Origin of the sequence: Maricaulis sp., assembly GCF_015665295.1 — a bacterium.
GTDB lineage: Bacteria > Pseudomonadota > Alphaproteobacteria > Caulobacterales > Maricaulaceae > Maricaulis.
The window spans coordinates 22,660-46,660 of the sequence record NZ_JADFAJ010000023.1; the positions used below are offsets into that span (position 1 = coordinate 22,660).

The following is a 24,001-nucleotide window of genomic DNA, read 5'->3' on the forward strand; positions in this document are numbered from 1 at the left end:
CATTGTCTCTGGACGAGATCGGATCGCTTGCCTGTATCATCGCATGAGATTATCCCCAAGCGACCCGTTTTGTGGACCCATACATGATCACCCAGCAAATTCCCCACGCCACCACTGTTTCCGCCCTGCGAACACGGGTGCGGACCTGGCGGGAAGACCGCCTCAGTGTCGGCTTTGTGCCGACCATGGGAGCGCTGCATGACGGGCACCTCTCGCTGGTCCGTCTGGCCAAGGCCCAGTGCGACCGGGTGGTGACCAGCATTTTCGTCAATCCCAAGCAATTTGCGCCGGGCGAGGATCTTGATGCCTATCCGCGCACGCTGATCGATGATGCCGAGAAGCTCACCGACGCCAAGTGCGATCTGATCTACCTGCCAACGCCGGAGGTCATGTATCCGGATGGTTTCACCGCCAACCTCGCCCTGAAAGGCCCGGCTCTCGGCCTGGAAGCCGCGATACGCCCGCACTTCTTCGACGGCGTCGCGACGGTGGTCGCCAAGCTGTTCAACCAGGTCCGGCCCGACATGGCCTTCTTCGGCGAGAAGGACTACCAGCAATTGCTCGTGATCCGGCAGATGGTGAAGGATCTCGACTTCCCGGTCGAAATCCTGGCCGGCGAGACCGGGCGTGACACCGATGGCCTCGCCCTGTCCTCCCGCAACGCCTATCTCGATGCCGGCCAGCGCGTCCGCGCCGGCCAGCTCAACCACATCCTGAAAGCCTTTGCCGCAGCCCTGACGGCCGGGACCGACCTCAAGACGGCCCGCGGCGAAGCCCTCGCGGCCGCGACGGCGGCGTTCGACGCCGTCGACTATGTCGAGGCGCGATGCGCAACCAGCCTGGCCGAGCTGGGCGACGGCATACTGGACGGTCCGGCCCGGGTGCTCGCTGCAGTCAGGCTGGGTTCAACTCGCCTGATCGACAACATGGCGGCAAAACCGCCTTCCTGACGCCGAAATCCCGGCCAAGCTGGCCGACAAATTCATGCGGGAGCTTCGCACCCATGCTTGCCCGATCCATCGCCCTGCTTGTCCTTTGGACCAGTCTGACCCTTGCCGCCTGCGCCCAGGCTCCCGAGATCATCCGGCCGGACGTGGTGGCGCGTTATCCGCACGACGCCAATGCCTTCACCCAGGGCCTCTTCATCCATGACGGCGAGCTGTTCGAGAGCACCGGCCGCGTTGGCCAGTCGAGCCTGCGCCGCGTTGATCTGGAAACCGGCCTTGTCGAGCAGAGCGTCGCCATCGATCCGCCCGTCTTCGGCGAGGGCTCGGCCCGCATCGGCGACGCGATCTTCATGCTCAGCTGGGTCTCCGAGCGCGGCTTCATTTTCGATGCCGAGACCTTCGAGCAGGTCGACAGCTTTACCTATCCCGGCGAAGGCTGGGGCCTGACCTTTGACGGCACCCATCTCATCCTGTCCGACGGCACGCCGGAACTGCGCTTCCTCGATCCCGGGACCATGACGCTCGACCACAGCGTCAATGTCACGCTGAACGGTCGCCCGGTCCGCCGGCTCAACGAGCTGGAATGGATTGACGGCATGATCTGGGCGAATATCTGGGAGACGCGGTCAATCGTCCGGATCGACCCGCAAACCGGTGTGGTGGATGCCATGATCGACCTGAGCGCGATCATCCCGCCAGAGGTCGACGGGCGGCGCGATGCGGTTGCCAACGGCATCGCCTGGAATGCCGAGACAGGACAGATCTATGTGACCGGCAAGCTCTGGCCGACCCTGTTCGAGATCCGCTTGCCGGAAGCGCGCGAATAGGCCGCAGCGCGTTACCCGGCCGGCGCGGCCACGCCCCGCAGCCGCTACCAGGCCCCCAGTTCCAGCAATTTGGCCCGCAGCTCGCCCGGAAGCCCGTCGCCGCCATCGGTGCCGCCGATATCGCGCGGGGCATCCTCGGGTTTCAGATAGCGCCAGCCCTGGAAGGGACGCCGGGGTGCGGTCGCTGTCCGGATGATCTCGGGCGACATGATGATGGCGCAACGCTTGATGCCGTCACCGCCGGTCACCGGTTCCAGCGCGATGATCTCGGACCGGCACTGGATCGCCCCCGACATGACCCAGTAGAGCGAGCCCCCCGCCTCGACCTCATCCTTGCGGGCGGGGAACATGCGCGTGACATGCATCGCCACTTCCGGCTCGCCGGCAGCGCGGCGTGCCGCCATTTCGCGGTCGCGATGGGCTTCCAGTTCCTCGACCGAGGACACGCCGACACAGAGCTTGATGATATGCAGAGCCATGCAGGGGAATTAGGCCGACTCCGGCGAGCCGTCAAAACCGACCGCAGCGATTGCACAAAGGCTGGACTTGGGCGGTCCCGCCCCCTTATCTGTCGGCATGGCGCAACCGGTTTCCAATCGCAACAGCACAACAGCCGGATACGCCATGATGGCGGTCTGCCTGGTGCTGCTGCTTCCGCCTCTCTTCTTCATCAGCCAGATCCTGCTCGAGCTGATCGGACGGCCGGAACTCAACGCCTTCGGCGAGGATGGTCGCAATCTGTTCGCCCATACGCCGACGGCGTCGCTGATCGCGCCCTTCGTGCGGGCACCGGTGCTGATCGCGTGCCTGGTGCTGCTGCATTTCCGCTCAAGCTGGATCGTCGCAGCCTTCGTGGTGGCGGCCACTGTCCACCTGGTGAGCTGGTTGAGCATTCTCACAAACAACTATTTCACCCTGCCGACCGGCTATGCGACGCTGGCGGCCGAAGCGATCGGCGCCTACCTCCTGCTTCGCTTCCCCGAACTGCGCGGGCAAAAGACCCTGCGCGCCGACCGTTAGCCTGACGCGGCGTCAGCGCGCCGGCTCAGCGGCTCCAAGATACTCGATCTCGCTGAAGGCCAGCTCGAAACTCTGATCGAAGGACTGGAAGGCGGCGCTGCCGCTTATTTCCTGCGACATGCGGGTCAGCACGGGTGCCGGCAAACCGTCGAGCTGGTCGAATTCCTGCACCATGTCGAAGCTGTGGAGACGGACCGCGAAATGCGGCTTGAAGCTCTCCGGCGCCCAGATCCGCAGCCGGGTAACAGCAAGCCGGTCCCGCGACACTGTAAGGGCGCCGACGATATTGCCGGCCATCGCCATGTCGTCCTCGTCCATTTGCGGCTCGAAATTGAAGACAAGGGCATCGCCCGTCTCCTCGGCGAGCGTGAGGGAGCCCGGCACGATCTCGCTGTCGCCAGCCGAGAAGAACAGGCCGCTATCCTCCTCGTTCTCATCGGGCTCCTGCAGACCGGTCCACATGCCCGACTGCATGTCCGAGAGCTCGTCCAGGGTCGGCGAAAGGAGTTGCCAGCGTTCGCCTTCCGGCCGGGTCCCGTCGAAGCGGCCGACCATGACCCCATCGGCATTGTTCATCGTGACCGTGAAGCGCCATTCGCTTTCCTCGGTCGTGATCTCGCTGCGCGACAGGGCCGCGTCGAGAACGGGATGACGCGTGACCGTATCGGACTGGGCAAGCACGGGCATGGTGGCGAGCAGGCCAAGCGCGGCAAACAGGGCGGAAACAGGTTTCATGGGTTCATATCCAGGCAGGTTGGACGGTTCAACGATCACCCCCGAAACTCATGTGAAACAAATGAAAAAGCGAGGGGACCCCAATCCCCTCGCCTTACAACATTGTCACACCGATGAACGGCTGACCGACGCGCGCGTCAATCCTCAGGCGGCCCGGCGATCGACAAAACCATCGGGTGCGTCCGGGTCGATATCAAACGTGCGCTCCGATTTGGGCATTGGTCGCCCGGTTTCACCGAAGACGCGGACTTTCAGCTTCACCGCAAAGCTCAGCAGCCGCTTCATCAGAGCGCCCGGCCCGTCCGTGCGGGTCTCCGTCGGCACATGACCGAACCGGCGGCGCAGGACACCATTGGCGAACAGAACGGCGTTTTGCAGGCGCGATTGCGGCGTGGAAATCTCGAACGGGACCGAGACATTCACCCCGGACTGGTTCTCGATCCGGTGCGGACCATGCAGGGGCCAGTTGGCCGCCATGCCGGGATGCAGATCAACCGTGAAGGCATCCTTGTCCCAGGCCGGGTCGAAGGGAATATCCTCGGTCTTGTCGTGATGCAGCACGGCTTCCACATCGTCGGTGTTGAGATAGGGCCGCTTGGGCGGATAGGTGCGGAAGCGCTTTACGCCGCGCATGTGCCACAGCATGGTTTCCGACACGTCCGAGTGCAGGAAAACCTGTGCCGTCGGCGAGGAGATGAGGATTCCCGCTTCCGCGACCAGCGGCCGGAAGGACGGGTCGGCCTTTTTCATGTCCGCCAGCATGGCGTCATAGATCGGGCGGTATTCGGGATCCCGGTCCATGGCGTGACGCAGATTGATCCACAGCTTGCCCTTGCGGACGGCCTCGATCAGCTCCAGCCCGCTCAGAGCACCGGGATCGCCGGCCCGCCAGCTGTCATGGTCGGTGGCGTCATCCCCCATTGTGCAGAAATCGATCATGTCGCGCGGATGACGCTCGATCAGCGCCGCCAGGGCGACGTCGGAAAAAGCGTGATGTTCGTGATAGTTGTGGCGCACGGTCATCGGCTGGTGGCGAAACTTGCGCTTCGCATCATCCGACCAAGTCGACCCGAACTGATCCATATAGGTGTCACGCATTGATCCATCTCCCGTGATGTCTCCCCTGAGGGAGCAAGAGATGTGCCGGTTTCGCGTCTGGGGGGATAAGTGGGGCGACGAGCCGTCCGGTCCCGTCGACGATCGACCTGTGGTCGGTCCTCCCCATTCATGGCTTGCGGGCAGAAGGCCGCAAGCCATCAATGGTTACGTGTGCTCACGCACAGCTCCAAGGCATCAGCGAAGCGATCCGGCGCGTCAGGCCGCCACCACCTCGTCCAGCGCTTCCAGCGCCACCAGGACATCGCCCTCGGCCACCTGACCGCCCGTCTCAACCGTCAGCTCGCCAATCACGCCGTCGCGCGGTGCGGCCAGGGCGTGTTCCATCTTCATGGCTTCCAGCACGACAAGGGCCTGGCCCTTCTTCACGCTGTCGCCGGCCGTCACATTGACTGCCAGCACCTTGCCCGGCATCGGCGCCTTGATCACGTCACCGGCCTCCAGCGCGTCGGCAGCGGCTTCTGGGTTTTCATAGGCGAACACCGTCGAGCGGCCCCGGCACGAGACCAGAACACCGCCCTCGACCGGCTCGCACACCGCTCGCAGATCGTGACCATTGGCGCGTGCCTCGAAGGCATAGCCACGGTCCCGGCTCTCGATCGCGAGATCGGTCATGCGGGTTGTCTCGGTACCGACGGTGACCTCCAGCGCCCGGCTGCCGCGCTCCAGAATGACCGTGATGACCTCATCCCCCACGGCGAAGCGATGGCGCAGCCGCGGCGCCGCGTTGAGGCGCCAGCCATCGGCGGCCTCGAACGGATCAAGCGAGCCGCCGATCACGGGCCGCAGATCCAAAGCACCGAGCAAGGCGAAGGCCGCATCCACCGGTCGCACCTGGCCCGCAACGAGATCATCGAGATTTTGCTCGATAAAGCCGGTCGACAGGCGCGCCGCGAGGAATTCCTCGTGCAGGGCGGTGCGGCGCAGGAAGGCGGCATTGGTGCGGACCGGGTAGATCACCAGCTCGTCGATCATGTCGGCAAGGATGTGGGCGGACTCGCGACGATTTTCGCCATGCGCAATCAGCTTGGCGATCATCGGATCATAGTGCAGCGACACCTCGCCGCCCTCTTCAACGCCCGTATCGACACGGCGACCGGGCCCCGTTTGCGGGAATTCGAGACGCTCCAGCGGACCCGTCGACGGCAGGAAACCAGCCACCGGGTCCTCGGCATAGAGACGCGCTTCCATGGCGTGGCCGCTCAGGCGGATCGCGTCCTGCTGCGGCACCGAACCGCCCGCGGCGACCTTCAGCTGCAGCTCGACAAGATCGAGGCCGGTGACCATTTCGGTGACCGGGTGTTCGACCTGGAGGCGGGTATTCATCTCCATGAAGAAAAAGCCGTCCTCGGAGAGCTCGCCCGACCCGTCGACAATGAATTCAACCGTTCCGGCGCCGACATAATTGACCGCCTTGGCGGCGTTGATGGCGGCCGAGCACATGGCCTGGCGCACATGCGGCGTCATGCCCGGCGCCGGCGCTTCCTCGATCACTTTCTGGTGGCGGCGCTGCAAGGAGCAGTCGCGCTCGTAGAGATGGATCACACGGCCGCGGCTGTCACCAAAGACCTGGACCTCGATATGGCGCGGATTGGTGATGAATTTCTCGATCAGGACGCGGTCATCGCCAAAGCTTTTCGAACTCTCCCGCTTGCAGCTTTCGAGCGCAGCGAGGAAGGCTTCCGCCGCATCGACCTTGCGCATGCCCTTGCCGCCACCGCCGGCGACCGCCTTGATGAGGACCGGATAGCCGATCCGGCCCGCCTCGTCGGCGAGATGGGCCGGGTCCTGGTTGTCGCCGTGATAACCCGGTGTGACCGGCACACCGGCCTTCTCCATCAGCGCCTTGGCCTGATCCTTCAGCCCCATGGCCCGGATCGCCTCGGGGGACGGGCCGACGAAGATGATGTCATTCTTCGCACAGGCCTCGGCAAAGGCGGCGTTCTCCGACAGGAAGCCATAGCCCGGATGGATGGCGTCGGCCCCGGTGACGATGGCGGCCTCGATGATCTTGTCTCCCAGCAGATAGCTCTCGGAGGCCGGGGCCGGCCCCAGCAGGATCGACTCATCCGCCTCGCGCACATGCGGCGCATCGGCATCGGCTTCGGAATACACGGCAACCGTGCGGATACCCATGCGCTTGGCGGTCCGCATGACGCGGCGGGCAATTTCGCCGCGATTGGCGATCAGGAGGGTCTTGATCATGAGCCTGTCATCCCAAAGGTCAGTGGTGTGGTCGGTCATTTGGTCGTCGAGTGGTCAGTCCGCGATCCGTGACGGATCCTTGCGCCGGTATTGCACAGCCGCCACCAGCACGAAACTGATGATCATCAGGAGATACCATGAGCCGAGCTTGGCGAGGGAGACCATGTGCCAATCCACCGCCTGTCCCGGATAGGACCAGGCGCGGGCGAAGGTTCCCAGGTTTTCGGCAAGCCAGATGAAGAGTGCGACCAGCAGGAAGCCGATCACCAGCGGCATGGGTCGATGGGCTTCGTCGGGCCGGAACCGGACCACGCAACGCCCATAGATCGCGACCGTCGCAATGAACAGGAAAAAGCGGATATCCGGTCCGTAGTGATGCGTGAAGAAATTAATGTAAATCGCTGCAGCCAAAGCAGATTGTAGCCACAGATTCGGGAATCGGTCGAACCGGAACTCGAAGATCCGCCAGACCCGTGCGAGATAGGACCCGACGGCCGCATACATGAAGCCGGAAAAGAGCGGCACGCCGGCAATCCGAAGGAAACTCTCCTCCGGATAGACCCAGCTGCCGGCCTGGGTCTTGAAGATTTCCATCACCGTGCCGACGATATGGAAGATGGCGATGACCTTGGCCTCTTCCAGGGTTTCCAGCCGGGTGACCAGCAGGGCGATCTGGATACCGAGCGCCGCCAGGGTGATGAAGTCATATCGTGCGAGCGCGAAGTCGGCCGGGTACCAGAGGAAGGTCGCCAGCAGCAAGGCGAGCATCAGGCCTCCGAACAGACAGGCCCAGGCCTGCTTGATGCCGAAGCTGACAAACTCGAACACGCCCAGCGTCCACGGCCCGCGCACGAACCAGGCCCGCAGCGCCGCGCGGCGGGCATGCAGCCAGGCGCGGGGATCGCGAAGCGGGGCCAGAGCCTCCTACTCCGCCCAGACCGGCTTGCGACGCTCGAGGAAGGCGCTGAGGCCCTCCTTGCCCTCCTCCGAGGCCCGGCGCCGGGCAATCGCCTTGGCGGTAAGCACGGCGAGGCCATGATTGATCTCCTGGCCCGTGACGTCATCAACCAGCTTCTTGGCGTCCGCGACGGCGCCTGGCGCCGCCGAGAAGGCCAGCTTGGCGATATGTTCTTCCATCAGCGCCATCTCGTCCTCATTCTCGACGACATATTGGGCGAGCCCGATCTGGTGCGCGAAATTGCCGTCAAAACCCTCGCCCGAGGCAAACAGGGCGCGGGCCCAGCGCGGGCCGATGGCGCGTATGACGAAGGGCGAGATCGTCGCCGGGGTCAGGCCCAGGCGCACTTCGGAGAAACGGATCTTGGCGTCCTTCATGACAATGCCGACATCGCAGGCGGCCAACAGGCCGGCGCCGCCGCCCATCGCCGCGCCCTGGACCAGGGCGACCGTCATCTGTGGCAGGTCATAGAGGCGCTTGAGCATGGTGGCGAGCGCCATCGCATCCTCTTCATTGTCGGCCTCAGTGTAATGCGCCGCCGCCTTCATCCACTCCAGATCGGCGCCGGCAGAGAAACTGCCGCCATTCCCCCGCAGGAAAACGATGCGGACCTCATCGCCATTGGCGCGCAAGGTCTCGAATGTATCGGAAAGCCGGGCGATCACCTCGGCATTGAAGGCATTGTGCTTGTCGGGACGGTTGAGCGTGACCACGGCCACTCCGGCCGGGCTGACATCGAGCAGGACGGGGGCGTCAGTCATGGCAATCTCCGCAGGCAGGACTGTATGAAATCAGTCCCCTAGGCTTAAGCCTACCGGCGCCTGGCAACAAGGCGTGTGATCATTTTCAAAAGAATGCAGGCCTGTGAGGTGCGGACGAAGAAAAGCGGGCCGCCGGTCGCCCGACAGCCCGCTCTTGCCCCCAGCCCGGCAGCGCTTTTACGCCGCCGGAAGATGCCGCGATCAATCGCCGCGGAAGATCAGGCCCTTGATCATCGACAGGATGATGATGGCCACGAAATAGCCGATCGCCAATGCGCCGAGATAGAGGAGATAGGGCGTCTGGGTGAATTGCGCACCGAAGGCCGCGATGTCGAAATCGCCTGCTCCGCCGCCACGCACCATGGGCATCACCACATCAACAATGACGTGGATGATCACACCGACGACGGTAAAGATCAGGATGGCGCCAAATTCCCGCATCAGGAGCGCCAGCACGAGCGCGATCACGCCCAGCTGAATTCCCAGCGGCATCCAGTTCACCACCGTGCCGTCACCGGCATGGGCCACCAAGCCCGGCATGAAGAAATCAATCGCGGGCTGAATGTAGCCCATGATCTGGTCAAGAAATTCCATTACGCGGTCCCCTTCCGCAAACAAACGCTACGCTCACCTTACCCCAAGACGGGCGTCTAGTGTTAACGTTCTAGTGAATTTTTCGTCTTGGAAAGCGAGTTCTCCTGACAGGCGAGTTTTATTAATTTTTTGTGACAATCCGCTTGATCACGAACAGAATTCCGATCACCACGAGATATCCGACAAACAGCACCCCGACCTCACGCCAGAAATACGCTTCCAGGAGCGGTGGCAGGTTGAACCCGCCGACCTCTGCAATAACGGGCGCAAGGCTTTCCAGCACGATATGGGCGATGACGGCACCACCCGCCACCACAATGAGGCGCGACCATTTTGACAGGACCAAGGTCGCTACGGCCGCAATGAGCAGGCCAAGCACCGCATTGACCTCGGCAAAGCCCTCACGGGCCAGGCTGAGAAATTGTTCCAGAAACTCCGGCACTTGAACCTGCCCCCCGACAGTCAATCAACTGACAGAGAGGTTAACAGGATCAAGTCGGATGTCACGCGAAGCGTGCTCAGTGGTCCACCCCGCCCGACCGGTCAGCTGGCGGCAATCTCGATCATGACCTCATTGCGTCGAAAGGGCGTGGGAATCCAGGGCGGATCATAACGCGCATAAACCGGGTCACCGATCCGCTCATAGCCCCCGGCATCCAGATAGGCGACCAGTTCGCGGTACCTCGCTTCGAAGCGGGAATCAGAGGCGCCGCCGGAAAAGCGGATAACCGCCATGCGACGGGCCGGGACTTCACGGATTTGGACCTGCGGATCATTGGGGATGGGCAGCGTGTCCAGGCTCCACTCATCCGGCATGATGAAGGAGACACGCCAGTCATCCCTTCCCTGCATGGACTGCGTGACCGGCGAGGTCATGGCGATTTCCTGCGACCGGGTCTGGGTCACCGGCGTCGTCATGGCAATCTCGTCGGCCCCGGCCCCGTCGCGCGCGGTGTTGCCGCCGAAGATGTAATTGGCGAGCGGTCGAAAGCCGGAATTGCCAGCGCGCGCCATCGAGCCGTTCACCTCCACCGAGGCCGTGATCTGGGGGGCGTAATCACGGATCTCGATCGCACCGTCGCGCAGGAGCACCGTGTGCGCCGGCTCCTCCGCAGCCCGGGCGGGTGCGGCAAATCCCAGCGACGCAACAGAAAGGGCAATGGCAAGAAAATGGGACGAGGTCATGCGCGATCTCCTTTGCCTCAGTCTACGCCCGCCCCGTCGGATCGGATCGGCACCGGTCGCCGGAAAACGGATCAGCGCGCCTGTCGACCGAGTTTTTCAACCCGGTCCAGCATGGCCTGGCGCGTCTCGGGACCACACGCCCCCACGCCGCCCAAGATGGTGTGATGAACCGGTTTGAAGCCGGACATGCGGAAAATGCCCGCCTCCAGCCCTTTCAGGCTGTGAGCTCCGAAGAGCAGCCGGTAGGCAAAGCCGGGCATGCCCATCGTCACGATGATGCGGACCGACTTGCCCCGCATGCGGCGCGCCGGCCATTTGCTGCTGTCACCGCCGGTATCGAGGAAAAAACCACCACGGCTGACCTGCTCGAGAAAGGCCTTCAGCCGGGCCGGCACCGTGCCCAGCCACAATGGATAGACCAGGACGAGATGGTCCGCCGCTCGGATCTTTTCCTGCGCGGCCGCAATCTCGCCTTCCGGTGCCGATGCGAACTCGGCCTCGCCCGACAGGAACGCGATCGGCACAGCCGCGATATCAATCCGCGAAACGTCATGCCCGGCAGAACAGGCGCCACGCCTGTAGGCCTCGCTCAAAGCCGCCACAAAGCGCTCCGGCGCGCCGTCGGGATGCCCGTTGATGATGCAGATCGATTTCGCCATGACCACACCTTGAGTGTGGTTTATCCGATCGCGCCGACCTGCGCACCGTGACAGGCCGTCACAGGGGAGACCGGACCTCGCCTACATCCGGAACACGCCGAACTTCGTTTTCTCGATCGGCGCGTTCAGCGCCGCCGACAGCGACAAGCCGAGCACGCGCCGCGTGTCGGCCGGGGCGATGATGCCGTCATCCCACATCCGGGCGGTCGAGAAATAGGGATTGCCCTCGGCCTCATAGGCCTCGCGCACCGGCGCCTTGAAGGCAGCCTCGTCTTCCAGCGACCAGTCCTCGCCGCGCGCTTCCATGCCGTCGCGCTTGACGGTGGCCAGCACGGCAGCCGCCTGCTCGCCGCCCATCACCGAGATGCGGGCATTGGGCCACATGAACAGGAAACGCGGGGAATAGGCGCGGCCGCACATGCCGTAATTGCCGGCGCCATAGGAGCCGCCGATGATCACAGTGAATTTCGGGCCGCGATAGGTCGAGACGGCGGTGACCAGCTTGGCACCATCCTTGGCGATTCCGCCGGCCTCGTATTTCGAACCGACCATGAAACCGGTGATATTCTGCAGGAAGACAAGCGGAATGCCGCGCTGGGCGCACAGCTCGATGAAATGCGCGCCCTTCTGGGCACTTTCCGAGAACAGGATGCCGTTATTGGCGATAATGCCGACCGGCATGCCGTAGAGCCGGGCAAAACCGGTCACCAGGGTCTCGCCATAGAGTTTCTTGAACTCGTCGAACTCGGAGCCGTCGACCAGGCGGGCAATGACTTCGCGGACATCATAGGGCGCGCGGATATCGGCCGGGATCACGCCGCCCAGCTCGGCCGGGTCGTAGGCCGGCTCGCGCGGCTCGGTGACATCGAGGTCGACGCGCTTGACGGTGTTGAGCGTGCCGACAATGCGACGCGCCGTGTGCAGCGCATGCTCGTCATTGGCCGCATAATGGTCGGCGACGCCGGAGACGCGGGCGTGGACATCGGCCCCGCCCAGATCTTCCGCCGAGATCACCTCGCCCGTCGCCGCCTTCACGAGTGGCGGTCCGGCCAGGAAGATGGTGCCCTGCTTGCGCACGATGACCGTCTCGTCGGACATGGCGGGCACATAGGCGCCGCCCGCCGTGCACGAGCCCATGACCACGGCGATCTGGGGAATGGCCTCGGCTGACATGTTGGCCTGGTTGTAGAAGATGCGGCCGAAATGGTCGCGATCGGGGAAGACCTCGGCCTGGTGCGGCAGGTTGGCGCCGCCGCTATCGACCAGATAGACACAAGGCAGACGGTTCTGCATGGCGATTTCCTGCGCCCGCAAATGCTTCTTCACCGTCATCGGATAGTAGGCGCCGCCCTTGATGGTCGGGTCATTGCAGACGACCATCACTTCGCGACCGGAAACGCGGCCGATACCGGCAATCATGCCGGCGCCGTGGACATTGCCCTCATACATGCCGTTCGCCGCCAAAGCCCCGATCTCGAGGAAGGGCGAGCCGGGATCGAGCAGGCGTTCGACGCGGTCGCGGGGCAAAAGCTTGCCGCGCGACAGGTGTTTCTCGCGCGAACGCTCGGAACCGCCAACGGCTGCCGCGGCGGTACGGACCTCAAGGTCCGCCACCAGCACATCCATGGCGTCGGCATTCTCGCGGAAGGTGGCGGAACCGGTATCGAGCGCGGAAACAATCTTGGTCATGGAGGCCCCGAAAGCTGCAATCTTGCTGGCTGATTAACCCGCGCACCGCGTCGATGGCAAACAATCATGCATCCGAACCCGTGGTTTGCCGCATCATGATGTCGGGAAACGCAAGACCGGGGAGAAATTCATGCCGTTCAATCCAATTGGCAGGCTGTTCGGCCTGGCCGCCGCACTCCTGCTGGCACCTGCCGCTCTGGCGCAGGAAGCGGCGCAGGAAGTCGATGCTCCGGCTCCGCCGGGACAGGTTCTCGTCCTCGGCAGTTTTCACTTCACGGGCGGCGGCAGCGACTTGATCAATCCGCAGGTTGATGACTTCCTGTCAGCGCACCGCCAGGCCGAGATCGCCGACGTCCTCGATCGGCTGGAAGCCTTTGCACCGACCCGGATCGCCGTCGAGCTCCTGCCCGCGCATGAGGGCGGCTTCAATGCCCGCTATCAGGCCTTTCGCGACGGCACGTTCGATCTGGGCGTGAATGAACGCCAGCAGATCGGCATGCGGCTGGCTGCCCGTCTCGGCCATGACCGGCTCTACGCGGTCGATTCGCCCGGCGGGATGGATTTCGACGCGATGATGGGAGCGGCGACGCAAGCCGGACAGGTCGCGCTGATGGCCTCATGGGAGCGCTATATCGCCGGTGTGCAAGCTGAAATGGCCGCACGCGCCAGGCTGGACCACACGATCCTGGAACGCCTCGTCGCCGAAAACTCGCAACCCACTCGCGACATGCACGATCTCTATCTCCTGCTGGCCCAGACGGGCGACGCCGGTCATCCGGCCGGTGCTCGCGAGATGACCCGCTGGTGGGGCCGCAATCTGGAGATCTTTGCCAATATCGCCCGGCTTGCCGAACCCGGCGAGCGCGTGCTGGTCATCTACGGGTCGGGTCACAAGGCCTTGCTCGACGAATTCGTCGACGGCGCACCCAATCTGGTCTGGGTCGACGCGCTCGATTATCTCGACGGATACCCGGACGACGCGGCGGACTGACCCGCGGTCGGTCGCGCCTTGCTTGGCAGGGATGAGGCCATCATCTATGGTTGCAAGGTCGAACCGGGCGTCAGGATTCTTAATGACTGACGCTCTGGATTAAGACATGATTCAGTCCTCCCTCGCAGGCTGATGGGGATTGGAGCCGGATTGTACTAGACTGTTTCCGGCTTCTTGTGGGAGGTGCCCATGCGCGTACAAGCGATTGTAACTGCCGCGCTTATTGCGGCTTCGACGACACAGGCCCATGCCCAGCAGACGGTCGAGCCGGCTGCCTGGATGGCCGGAATCAGCGATTCTGGCGACGCATCGGCCGTGCGTTGGCGTGTCAACACCACCAACGGGTCAAGCGCGCCTGTGCTGCTCGATACCAACATTTCCGATCTCAGCGAAATCACAGCCCTTTCCGGCCAGGTCGATATCCACCCCTTTGGTGACGAGTTCTATCTTTCAGCCGGAACCATCGCCCAGCGCCGCGACCGCGCCATCCCGGCCTGGATGCGCGGCCCGGAGGCCCCGGCCTGGTCGGCCTTTCCCCATGCCGAACTCTCCGAAGAGCTGACACGCTCCAATCTGGACGCCCTGACCCGCTATTTCGGGGCGGGGATCACCGTGCGCACGATCGACTCCTGGAGCATCACCATGGAAGGTGGCGCCTACTTCCAGGACTCCAGCGAAGACCAGATGATCCTGTTCGATCCGGAAACCGGCGAACGCATGCAATTGCTGGAAGATCTCGACCGTGTCGACGCCGATGCAATCGGCGAGAACCAGTCCCGCACGGTCCGTCCCGTGGGGCATCTGGTCCTGCGACGTCGGTTCTAGACAGCCGGCAGCCTGACCCCGCGGGCCCCGGCTGCCCGCTCATCCCCCCTTCAATACGGCCCGGTGCGGTCCTAGAGTGGGGATCGTGACCAGCCGACGGCGATTCTAGATGCCCCTCAACCTGTCCTTCCTGCCCTTCCTCAACCGGGTCGAGAAATCCGTGCTCGATGCTGTCGAGCATGAGGTTGAATGGTTTTGCCTGCCGGCGGGCAAGCTGTTGTTTCGCGAAGGTGATGATGCCGACGCCATCTATCTGGTTCGCTCTGGCGCACTGGCGGCCTTCCGCAATGGTGCGCTCGGACGGCCTGACCTGATCGGCTATATCCGGACCGGCGAACCGGTCGGCGAAATGTCGATGCTCGACGAAACGCCGCATTCCGCCAGTGTCTATGCGCTCAGGGACAGCGAGCTGGTGCGCCTGCCCAAGGCCAGTTTCGAGCGCCTGACGAACAAGCATGCCAGCCTGATGCGGGAATTGTCGCGCATGATGCTGGCCCGGCTGCGTGGCCCGCGCCGGGCGTCCGGTTCGGAACCGAAAGTCTTCGCGCTGATCGGCACCTCACCGACCATTGATCTGGACTATCGCGCCAAGGAGCTGGCCGCGACCCTCACCGGCATGGGCGTGAACTGCGGCATTGCCGACGAGAAATGCGCTGACTGGAGCGGGCAAAGGCTCGACGCGCTCGAAAAAGAGCATGACATCGTCCTGCTGACCGCCCGCTTTTCCGATCCCGCCTGGGCCCGCCGCGCGATGGGCCGGGCCGACCGGATGTGGCTGTTCGCCCGGGCTGATGCCCGCCCTTCGACGCCGCTCCTGCCGGACGATCCCTCGCCCGCCATGCGGCTTAAGCTCCTCGATGTGGTGCTGCTTCATCCCGGCGGGGTGAGCGCCGCCTCGCGGCCGCAGGACTGGGCGAATGCTGCCGACGCCTCACGGGTCTTCCACTGGCGCCAGAACCAGCATGTCGCCGACACGGCGCGCCTGGCGCGGACGCTGTCCGGACGCTCGGTCGGCCTGGTCGTCTCCGGCGGCGGCGCACGCGCCTATGCCCATATGGGTGCGATCCGGGCGCTGCGCGAGGCGGGCCTGTCGTTCGACTTCGTCGGTGGCGCCTCGATGGGTGCCATCATTGCCGCCGGCATTGCGCTCGACTGGTCCGATGACGAGCTCGAACAACGCATCCGGAAGGCCTTCGTCGACTCCAATCCGCTCGATGACTGGACCCTTCCGGTCGTATCGCTGGCCAAGGGCGAGAAGGTTGATGCCCGCCTGAAGGAGAATTTCGGCGACATCGAGATCGCGGAGATGGTCCGCCCCTTTTTCTGCCTGTCCTCGAACCTCGCCAGCGGCCGGCCGCAAGTGCACCGTTCCGGCATTCTCCGGCACGCGCTGCGCGCCTCGATTGCCATTCCCGGCCTGCTGCCGCCGGTCGTGGTCAATGGCCAGATCCTGGTCGACGGTGCCGTCTTCACAAATTTCCCGGCCCGCGAGATGCGGGCCTTCCATCGTGGCCCGGTCGTCGGCGTTGACGTGACCCGGGCCCAGGGCCTCAATCCGGCCGATTTCGAAGACCCGCCCGGCTTCATTGAGTGGGTCCGCAAGCATGGCCTGAAATCGCCACCGCCCATTGCCTCGCTCCTGATGCGCGCGGCCACGATCGGTGTCGCCGATCACCGCGATATCGGACGCGAGGCCGCCGACCTCCTCATCCTGCCGGAAACCTCGGTCGATATCCGGGAATGGGAGAAATTCGAGGAAGTCCGAGATGCCGGCTATGACGCCGCCCAGGGCATGCTGGCCGGGATTGATGACGAGACGCGTGTAACGCTGGGCCTCAAGCCCGCCGCTCAGTACGGCGGATAATCCGCATCCCAGTGCATCAACTCGATGGCCCGCTCCGCCGTCTTGCGGGTCTGGCAGCTTGCATTTTCGAGGCCTGCCATGGAGCCGCCCGCATAAAGGCTCGACAGGAAGAGACAATCCTGGTCGCGATGCGCCATCCAGCTGCGCTGGGCCTCGCGCAGATTGATCACGGCAGTCTCCGGCAGGCTTTCGCGCAAATCCCGGTAAGCCTCGTTCAGCCAGCGATCCCAGGCCTCGTATTCCTCACCGGCACACATCATCATCCCGGCCATCGTCTCGCCCTCATCCGACAGCGTCTCGCAGGCGGCCCGATACTCACCGATACAGGCCTGCCGTCCTACCGGATCCGTCTCGCGGTAAAGACAGGCATCTATCGTGTCATAGGCCGACAGGCGGTCCATCGCGCCGGGCTGGGCGCTTGATGGCTCCGACGAGCATCCGAGCAACAGGATCGCGCCGAGCATAAGTGTTGAGACGGGTTTCACGGACCGTACCTCCTGACTGTCACGCTAGCAGCCTGGCTGCCTGTCGTCATGAAAAAGGCCCTGCCTCGGTCAGAGACAGGGCCTGACACATGTCATGCCGGCAGGGGGCAGATCAATTCGTCTCGTCGAACAGCTCGCGACCGATCAGCCAGCGGCGGATTTCCGAGGTTCCGGCGCCGATCTCGTAGAGCTTGGCATCGCGCAGCAAGCGGCCGGTCGGATATTCATTGATATAGCCATTGCCGCCCAGCAGCTGGATCGCGTCCAGCGCCATGAGGGTTGCGCCCTCGGCGGCATAGAGGATGGCACCGGCGGCATCCTTGCGCGTGGTCTGGCCACGGTCGCAGGCCTGCGCCACGGCATAGACATAGGCGCGCGTCGCATTCATGCGCACATACATGTCCGCCAGCTTGCCCTGGACGAGCTGGAATTCGCCGATCGATTTGCCGAACTGCTTGCGCTCGCGGACATAGGGCATCACGACATCCATGCAGGACTGCATGATGCCGACCGGGCCCGAGGCCAGGACGGCGCGCTCGTAATCGAGCCCCGACATCAGGATTTCGACGCCCTTGCCCTCCTCGCCCATCATGTTCTCGACCGGCACTTCGCAATCCTCGAAGACCAGTTCGCCGGTCTCCGAGCCGCGCATGCCGAGCTTGTCGAGCTTCTGGGCGACCGAGAAACCCTTCATGCCACGCTCGATGATGAAGGCGGAAATTCCGCGTGAACCGGCACTGGTATCGGTCTTGGCGTAGACGATCAGCGTATTGGCGGCCGGGGCATTGGTGATCCACATTTTCGAGCCATTGAGCACGAAATGATCACCCTTGCGCTCGGCCTTGAGTTTCATCGACACAACGTCGGAGCCGGCGCCCGGCTCGGACATGGCGAGCGAGCCGACATGCTCGCCGGAGATCAGCTTGGGCAGGTATTTCGCCTTTTGCCCGGCATTGCCCCAGCGCCGCATCTGGTTGACGCAAAGATTGGAATGGGCGCCATAGGACAGGCCGACCGACGCCGAGGCGCGGGAAATCTCTTCCATCGCGATGACGTGCTCGAGATAACCGAGCCCGGTGCCACCATCCTCTTCGCCGACGGTAATGCCCAACAAGCCCAGATCACCCATCTTCTGCCAGAGATCGGCCGGGAAGATATCGGTCTTGTCGATCTCGGCCGCACGCGGCGCGATCTCGTCACTGGCAAAGGAACGGACGGTGTCACGGATCATTTCGGCCGTGTCACCGAGGTTGAAATCAAGCGAGGGATATTGGTTCGGTATCATGCCCGGCGATGTAACACGGCCCGCGACCGGGTCAAGAGAGACCGGTGCGGGCCGCGAAACAGAATGGCGCGAAAACGGCTAGTTGCCGCCCTTTTGTTTCAACTTGGACAGCCAGATCGAAGCGAGTTGCCATCCAGCCACAATCACGAGAAAAAATCCGGCGAGCGCCATGCCGAAATTCAGCGTCATTTCACGCTGCGCCATGATGTAATCCCATTCGGACGCCGCCAACACGCTGCCAAAGCCGGCCAGCAGGCCGCCGGCGATGAGCACCGCCAGGAAGGTCCACATGCCGTCATCGGAACTTGGCCCCGGCCGGTCGGTGGTCGCATGGACATCGGCGGCCAGGTCGCTTGGCGAGAAACCATCGACCGCGTCCGACATGGGGTCATGCCCGGCCGTCATCGGATCATCGCCAAGATCATCATCCTGAACAAAGGGCGCCTGTTGCGTCGCTGCCACCGGCTCGCCGACGACCTCGCCGATGGCGCCGCTGGCTTCAGCCGGCGTCTCGGCCGGATGTGGCGGCGGCATATCTTCAACCCCGAGGCTGATCGGCCGTTCGACGATCTCGGCTTCGATCTCGGCCTCGATCTCGATTTCGATCTCGGTTTCGGTCTCGGTCTCGGTTTCGGTCTCGGTTTCGGTCTCGGTTTCGACGGTGGCGGGCAGATCAGCGTCGGCCTCGACCTCTGCTTCGGTGACGACCTCGGCCGTGGCCTCCGGTTCCGGAGCAACCGCGACTTGCTGCCGATGCTCAAAATCCGGCTCGGCCTCGGACGCCGGCTCGAGCTCGGTCTCCGGTTCGGACCGAGCGTCCTCGACTTCGATGGCCTCGGCCGCAATTGCCTCGGGGGCAGCCGTGTCACGCGGCTGGGTCGCGGCGGGCCCGGCCTCGGCGCGGAAGCTGCCCTGCATTACATTGGTGAGCGCATATCCCAGGCCGGTACCACTCGGCAGATCGAGTGAATAATGCTCCGGCAAAGCAGCCGTGGTTTCCGTCGCCGGCCCGGCGTCTGCCACGGGCGCCTCGACAACCGGAGCCACCGGTTCCGGCTGGGGCGTTTCCACCGGCTGGCGATTCGCCAGTACAAAGCCCAGCCCCATGCCCTCGGGCAGATCGAAAGCCGCAATGGGCGCGACGGACGGCGTCTCCACAACAGGCGTCACCGATTCCGCAACACCATCCTCCGCGGCGACCAGTGCGGACGCCTCGACCGCGTCCGAAGTCGGCACATCGTCCGGGACGGCGTCGCCAATCTCTTCAGCCATGCGGGCAATGACCCGGTCAGCGGCGGATTCGGCGTCCCCGACGACGCTGTCAGGCCCGGCGACCGGCTGCTCGATATCCACAGCCCCGGCGCCCGCGTCGGGCGTGGTTTCGCGCTCCGGCTCCTCAACCGCCTCGAACCGGGCGTCGATCGGATCATCGCGCATGTCGGAGACAGCCTCGGCGACCGGGGCCATGGCTTCTTCAGCCAGGTCCTGGCGTACTTCCGGCGGCAGGGCCTGGACGGCTGCGAGGATGCGGGCGATCTCGTCCTCGGCCTCGCGACGACGCACCTGTCCGGCATCGAGCGGCGGCGGCGGGGGCGGCAGGTCGGAATAGGATTCCGGCGGTGGCGGGGAATCCGCTCCGGAGATCGCGCCTTCCAGCACGCGCTCCTCGGCAGGATGTTCGATCTTGATGACCAGCTCGACCGGTTCGGACTTGCGCGCCTTGCCTGCCTGGGCCGGCATCAACGCGTCCAGGAAAAGCGCGCTTTCGGCCTCGCGGCGCGACGAGGTGCCGTCGCCGAACGCGGCCAATGCTTCCCCGGCGGCCCGGGCGCGGCCTTCAAACAGGTAGCGCGCCACATCGGAGCCCCGGAAGCGGTCAACACCAACATCATGGACAAAGGAGGTGAGCGCATCGCGCTGGCCGCGTGAAAGTGGCCCGGTGATGCTGTCATCGACAACCTCCTCGGCACGCATCACATCATAGATCAAAAGCAGCGAGGCTTCGTCTTCGGTGACCCGGACGCCGGCCTTGGCAGCGGCACGATGGCCATAGCCAACGACCCAGCGGCCGTCGTCGCCACGCTCGGCTTCGGATCGGAAGGGCTCAAACCGCTTGATGAGTTCGCGGGCAGCCGGAGATGTTTTCAATCGCGGTTTCATGCGTGTTCCGTTTCAGGACAGCGCGCCAGACAGTTGGACTTTCCCTGCAAGCCTGACGCCGCGGCCCTATTCCCTGCCCGGATCGAACACATCCGTGGTGTCCAGCGCTGTGAAAGGTGCCAGGAACCCTCCACCGGACCCGCCGCCGATCAGGTAGATCTTGTCAGCCAGCACAGCGGCCCCGCCGCCTGTGCGCGGTGCAGGCAGGGATGTTTCCTCGCGCCAGCCGGCATCACCCGGCTGCCACGAAACATGTGTCTGCAGGGTCTCGCGGGTGTCGGCACCGCGCCCGCCCAGCAGGTGGATACGTCCGTCCAGCACAGCCACGGCCGCGCCCGAGCGCGGCGATGGCAGATCAGGAGCGCGGCCCCACTCCCCACTCTCCGGATCAAAGATGTCCACACGCGTCAGGCTGTCGGCGTCATGCCGCCCGCCGGCCAGGAAAATCCGGCCATCGACCACCGCCGCAGCCGCAGCGCGACGGGTCACGCCGACAGGCACGGAAATCGTGTCCCAGCTGCGCGCCACGGGATCGAAGACAAAGCCTTCCTCGTCATCGCGCAGCCCGCCGAAGGCATAGAGCGCACTGCCCACCGCTACCAGGGTCAGATCGGCCTTGGCGGCCGGCATCGCGGCCTCGCTCTGCCAGATATTGCCGTCAAAGGACCAGGACCAGACGCCCGCGCTCGGCGCCACACCATCCTCGCCGCGGGCGTAACCACCGGCGACATAGATACGGTTGTTGATCGACGCCATTCCGAAACGCTCGAGTCCGCGCGGCAGCGCCGTCTCCGGAAACCAGCGGTCGATCTCGACATCATAGCTTTCAAATTCATTGCGCGGATCGGTCAGCCCGGCGCCACCGGCGGCGTAGATACGACCGTCATGCGCGACCACGGCAAGGCCGGCGCGCGATGCGTCGAGACGCGCTGCAGCTTCCCAGACGCCCTGGGCCGTCGCCGGAGCACCCATCGACAGAAAAAGGCTCAGGAGGAGAACGGAAATACGCACGTTTTCACCACTTGATTGCACGGGCCTTGCCAACCCGGTGCGGAATATCATCACAACAGGACGATTGTCGCCAGCCCCAGGAAAGCCAGGAAGCCGACAACATCGGTCACGGTGGTCACAAAGACCGAGGAAGCGACGGCCGGGTCAGCGCCGGCACGGACCATCCCCAGCGGGATCAGGATACCCGACAAGCCGGCACAGGCGAGGTTGAGCACCATGGCGACGGCAATGACCGCCGCCAGACCCCAATCCTGGAACCAGAGCACCGTTACCAGGCCCATGATGACGGCGAAGATCAGCCCGTTGACCATGCCGGTCGCCAATTCGCGCCAGACCACCCGCACCGCGTTGGCCGCGGTCAGGTCGCGTTCGGCGATCGAGCGCACGGCAACGGCCAGCGACTGGGTCCCCGCATTGCCGCCCATCGAGGCGACAATCGGCATCAGCACGGCGAGCGCCACGACCTGCGAAATCGCCCCCTCGAACAGCGCAATCACGCCGGAGGCGAGGATCGCAGTGCCCAGATTGACCAGCAGCCAGGGCGCGCGCGAACGCACGGAGCGCACGACGGTGTCGGCCAGGCCGGCATCGTTCACGCCGGCCAGGGCGAGCATGTCTTCCTTGTTCTCGTCCTGGATGACGTGGACGATATCGTCCAGCGTCAGCATGCCGGTCAGGCGTCCGGCGCTGTCGACCACCGGGGCCGAGACAAGGTGGTATTTCTGGAACAGATAGGCGACCTCTTCCTGGTCGGTCTCGGGCTCGACCAGGATGCGCGGCGTTTCCATCAGATCGCTCAGCGCGACATCTCGGCGGGCGCTCAACAGGCGGCAGACCGGGATCTCGCCGACCGGGCGGAAGCCTGTGTCGATCACAAACAGGTCGTGAAACTTGTCGGGCAGCTCGTCCGCCGCATTGCGCATGTGATCGAGGGCATGGCCGACCGACCAGAATTCCGGTGCGGCGACGAATTCGCGCTGCATGAGACGACCAGCCGTCTCATCCTCAAACGAGAGGCTCTGTTCAACGGCCTCGCGATCACTGTCGGAAATTTCCGCGAGCACGGCGATCCGCGTCGCATCGTCCATCTCTTCGACGACTTCGGTGGCATCATCGGAGTCGAGTTCCTGAATGGCCGCCGCGAGGTGGGCGGTGTCCAGGTATTCCATCACGACTTCGCGCGAATCGGGCTCGAGCTCGGCGAGCACTTCACCGGTGATGATATCAGGCGCCAGTTCAGCGAGCGCGCCTTGCTGGCTGGCCGAGAGCTGCTCGACCACGTCCGCGATATCCGCCTCGTGCAATGGCGCCAGCATGCGCCGAACGAGACCGCCATCCCCGTCGGACAGGGCCTGCCGCAAATTGGCGACAAATTCCGGATCCGTATCCGCCCGCGCAGGCGAATCGATCAGGACGTTGTCATCATAAGCGGCTTCGCCCATACACGCCTCCATTCGGGGGGAATTTCGAGTGCACCGCCGGCCGACAGGACGGGGCACCACTGGTCTGCCTGTCTTAGCCGTCCCATCCGGCAACCTCAATCGCATTGACCTGAAATAGCGACGCTTTAAGACGTTTGCAGGGAGAAATGAGGGCGAAGGCGTGTTCAGCATTACGGGTGAGGAAAACCTGCCGGTCCTGATCGGGCTGACAATCGGCGGATCCATCGGCCTGATTGTGCTCTTTGCGCTGGGTTTCACCCGCATCGCAGCCCCCGCCCAGCGCCTCACTGCCGGGCGCATCCTCACCCATGCCGCCGCGACGCTCGGTGCCCGGGCCGGCGCGCTGGTCACCCTGTGGATCGGCGTCAGCCTCGCCTATACGACCGTAACCCTGTTTGCGCAGCTCGTCGGACGCACCACCAATCTCTTCGAAGGCGCCATGGCCGCGGCGCTGATTTTCCTCGGCCACAAGACCATGCTGGAGCGACCGGCGCAGGCCATCGGGATCGAGGTTCCCCAGACCGGGTTCTGGCGCATCCTGCTGCGCTCCCTGGCGCTTGGCCTGACCATTCTTGCCACAGCGGCTGTGGTTTTCATTCTGGCCGCCCTCCTCGTCGCCCTGGCCGAAACACTGGGGCTCAACGGCGAAGCGCCACGCCTGGTGGTCGGGGCCGTTTCCGGAGCGGTTGCGATCTGGCTGAGCACCCTGTTTGCCCGCCTGTCCTTCATCTACCCGTCCAGCGTTCTGGGCGGGCGTGACTGGTATGGCATCGCGCTCAATCGGGCGCGCCCTGCAGCGCTCGGGCTGAGTGCCGGCCTGTGGCTGGTCGCACTGGTCTCGCTGGCCCTGATCGTGCCGCTGATCATCTGGTCCAACGCGCTGGTGATGGCCATCGCCGCCGGCCTGCCCTCGCAGCCGGGTGACCTGCCGGACGATATCGGCACGCCGCTCTTCTGGCTCAGCCTGGTGATGGAGGAATTGCCGCTGCGACTGCTGCTGGTGGCCTATTCGCTCGCCAGCATCGCCTGCGTCTCGGCGGCTTACAGGCTCACAGTCCTGGCACCGGGCAGGGCCGGGACGGACGATCAGGTCTGAGTGAGGGTTTTTCCACTCTCGAGCCCCGCAAGGGAGGAGTGAGAGATGGTGCGGTCGAGAAGACTCGAACTTCCACGGGTTTTACCCCACAGCGACCTCAACGCTGCGCGTCTACCAATTCCGCCACGACCGCACGTCATGGAGGC

At 64.3% G+C, this 24,001-nt stretch carries 23 protein-coding genes and 1 tRNA gene; 7 read left to right on the top strand and 17 right to left on the bottom strand.

All coding sequences use genetic code 11. The features are described from left to right. The first annotated feature begins 83 nt into the window (after positions 1–83). Together panC and QZZ02_RS10825 are read left to right on the top strand one after the other, a co-directional pair. Positions 84–950, top strand: coding sequence for a pantoate--beta-alanine ligase (gene panC, locus QZZ02_RS10820; protein ID WP_291844360.1), 867 nt, complete (start codon positions 84–86; stop codon positions 948–950). 53 nt (positions 951–1,003) lie between these two features. Further along, positions 1,004–1,774 carry a glutaminyl-peptide cyclotransferase gene (locus QZZ02_RS10825; RefSeq protein WP_291844361.1) on the top strand — a complete coding sequence of 257 codons (771 nt, stop codon included), beginning with the start codon at positions 1,004–1,006 and terminating at the stop codon, positions 1,772–1,774. A gap of 44 nt (positions 1,775–1,818) precedes the next feature. On the opposite strand, the gene QZZ02_RS10830 is transcribed toward QZZ02_RS10825, so the two are convergent. Beyond that, complete coding sequence (locus QZZ02_RS10830; protein WP_291844363.1) at positions 1,819–2,253, bottom strand: DUF1489 domain-containing protein; 435 nt, start codon at positions 2,251–2,253, stop codon at positions 1,819–1,821. A gap of 145 nt (positions 2,254–2,398) precedes the next feature. Between QZZ02_RS10830 and QZZ02_RS10835 the strand changes: the two genes are divergently transcribed. Beyond that, positions 2,399–2,794, top strand: coding sequence for a hypothetical protein (locus QZZ02_RS10835; protein ID WP_291844365.1), 396 nt, complete (start codon positions 2,399–2,401; stop codon positions 2,792–2,794). Positions 2,795–2,806: 12 nt separating this feature from the next. On the opposite strand, the gene QZZ02_RS10840 is transcribed toward QZZ02_RS10835, so the two are convergent. The 10 genes from QZZ02_RS10840 to QZZ02_RS10885 form a co-directional block, all read right to left on the bottom strand. Beyond that, on the bottom strand, positions 2,807–3,529 hold the full coding sequence (locus QZZ02_RS10840) for a hypothetical protein (protein ID WP_291844368.1): 723 nt from the start codon (positions 3,527–3,529) through the stop codon (positions 2,807–2,809). 144 nt (positions 3,530–3,673) lie between these two features. Continuing rightward, positions 3,674–4,627, bottom strand: coding sequence for a hypothetical protein (locus QZZ02_RS10845; RefSeq protein WP_291844369.1), 954 nt, complete (start codon positions 4,625–4,627; stop codon positions 3,674–3,676). Between the two features lie 216 nt (positions 4,628–4,843). After that, positions 4,844–6,850, bottom strand: coding sequence for an acetyl/propionyl/methylcrotonyl-CoA carboxylase subunit alpha (locus QZZ02_RS10850; RefSeq protein WP_291844371.1), 2,007 nt, complete (start codon positions 6,848–6,850; stop codon positions 4,844–4,846). A 54-nt stretch (positions 6,851–6,904) separates the two neighbouring features. Next, positions 6,905–7,702 (bottom strand): DUF817 domain-containing protein, encoded by a 798-nt coding sequence (locus QZZ02_RS10855; protein ID WP_291844372.1) that lies wholly within the window; start codon positions 7,700–7,702, stop codon positions 6,905–6,907. A gap of 72 nt (positions 7,703–7,774) precedes the next feature. Continuing rightward, complete coding sequence (locus tag QZZ02_RS10860; RefSeq protein ID WP_291844374.1) at positions 7,775–8,569, bottom strand: enoyl-CoA hydratase-related protein; 795 nt, start codon at positions 8,567–8,569, stop codon at positions 7,775–7,777. Between the two features lie 201 nt (positions 8,570–8,770). After that, the gene (locus QZZ02_RS10865; RefSeq protein ID WP_291844375.1) at positions 8,771–9,163 is read right to left on the bottom strand and encodes a hypothetical protein; all 393 of its coding nucleotides are present in this window, start codon (positions 9,161–9,163) and stop codon (positions 8,771–8,773) included. Positions 9,164–9,284: 121 nt separating this feature from the next. Beyond that, on the bottom strand, positions 9,285–9,605 hold the full coding sequence (locus tag QZZ02_RS10870; protein WP_291844376.1) for a hypothetical protein: 321 nt from the start codon (positions 9,603–9,605) through the stop codon (positions 9,285–9,287). Positions 9,606–9,706: 101 nt separating this feature from the next. Next, complete coding sequence (locus tag QZZ02_RS10875; protein ID WP_291844377.1) at positions 9,707–10,348, bottom strand: heme-binding protein; 642 nt, start codon at positions 10,346–10,348, stop codon at positions 9,707–9,709. 71 nt (positions 10,349–10,419) lie between these two features. Further along, positions 10,420–11,007, bottom strand: coding sequence for an NAD(P)H-dependent oxidoreductase (locus QZZ02_RS10880; RefSeq protein WP_291844379.1), 588 nt, complete (start codon positions 11,005–11,007; stop codon positions 10,420–10,422). Between the two features lie 81 nt (positions 11,008–11,088). Next, entirely contained in the window at positions 11,089–12,696 is a 1,608-nt protein-coding gene (locus QZZ02_RS10885; protein ID WP_291844382.1) for a carboxyl transferase domain-containing protein, read from the bottom strand. Between the two features lie 130 nt (positions 12,697–12,826). Between QZZ02_RS10885 and QZZ02_RS10890 the strand changes: the two genes are divergently transcribed. The 3 genes from QZZ02_RS10890 (at position 12,827) to QZZ02_RS10900 (ending at position 16,376) form a co-directional block, all read left to right on the top strand. Then, the gene (locus QZZ02_RS10890; RefSeq protein ID WP_291844385.1) at positions 12,827–13,687 is read left to right on the top strand and encodes a DUF5694 domain-containing protein; all 861 of its coding nucleotides are present in this window, start codon (positions 12,827–12,829) and stop codon (positions 13,685–13,687) included. 189 nt (positions 13,688–13,876) lie between these two features. Then, positions 13,877–14,512, top strand: a complete 636-nt coding sequence (locus tag QZZ02_RS10895; RefSeq protein ID WP_291844387.1) for a hypothetical protein — start codon at positions 13,877–13,879, stop codon at positions 14,510–14,512. A gap of 109 nt (positions 14,513–14,621) precedes the next feature. Beyond that, positions 14,622–16,376, top strand: coding sequence for a patatin-like phospholipase family protein (locus QZZ02_RS10900; protein ID WP_291844389.1), 1,755 nt, complete (start codon positions 14,622–14,624; stop codon positions 16,374–16,376). Here QZZ02_RS10900 and QZZ02_RS10905 read toward each other — a convergent pair. The 5 genes from QZZ02_RS10905 to mgtE form a co-directional block, all read right to left on the bottom strand. Then, positions 16,361–16,861: a lysozyme inhibitor LprI family protein gene (locus QZZ02_RS10905; protein WP_291844391.1), complete on the bottom strand. Its 501-nt coding sequence runs from the start codon at positions 16,859–16,861 to the stop codon at positions 16,361–16,363. The two genes, QZZ02_RS10900 and QZZ02_RS10905, sit on opposite strands and share 16 nt — an antisense overlap. Before the next feature lie 112 nt (positions 16,862–16,973). Continuing rightward, the gene (locus QZZ02_RS10910; protein WP_291844393.1) at positions 16,974–18,146 is read right to left on the bottom strand and encodes an isovaleryl-CoA dehydrogenase; all 1,173 of its coding nucleotides are present in this window, start codon (positions 18,144–18,146) and stop codon (positions 16,974–16,976) included. Between the two features lie 78 nt (positions 18,147–18,224). Beyond that, positions 18,225–20,306 carry a hypothetical protein gene (locus QZZ02_RS10915; RefSeq protein WP_291844394.1) on the bottom strand — a complete coding sequence of 694 codons (2,082 nt, stop codon included), beginning with the start codon at positions 20,304–20,306 and terminating at the stop codon, positions 18,225–18,227. Between the two features lie 66 nt (positions 20,307–20,372). Beyond that, the gene (locus tag QZZ02_RS10920) at positions 20,373–21,317 is read right to left on the bottom strand and encodes a kelch repeat-containing protein (RefSeq protein WP_291844395.1); all 945 of its coding nucleotides are present in this window, start codon (positions 21,315–21,317) and stop codon (positions 20,373–20,375) included. Between the two features lie 50 nt (positions 21,318–21,367). After that, positions 21,368–22,759, bottom strand: coding sequence for a magnesium transporter (mgtE, locus tag QZZ02_RS10925; RefSeq protein WP_291844396.1), 1,392 nt, complete (start codon positions 22,757–22,759; stop codon positions 21,368–21,370). 160 nt (positions 22,760–22,919) lie between these two features. Between mgtE and QZZ02_RS10930 the strand changes: the two genes are divergently transcribed. Further along, complete coding sequence (locus tag QZZ02_RS10930) at positions 22,920–23,855, top strand: hypothetical protein (protein WP_291844397.1); 936 nt, start codon at positions 22,920–22,922, stop codon at positions 23,853–23,855. A gap of 46 nt (positions 23,856–23,901) precedes the next feature. On the opposite strand, the gene QZZ02_RS10935 is transcribed toward QZZ02_RS10930, so the two are convergent. Further along, positions 23,902–23,988 (bottom strand) — tRNA-Leu (locus tag QZZ02_RS10935). Positions 23,989–24,001: the final 13 nt, after the last annotated feature.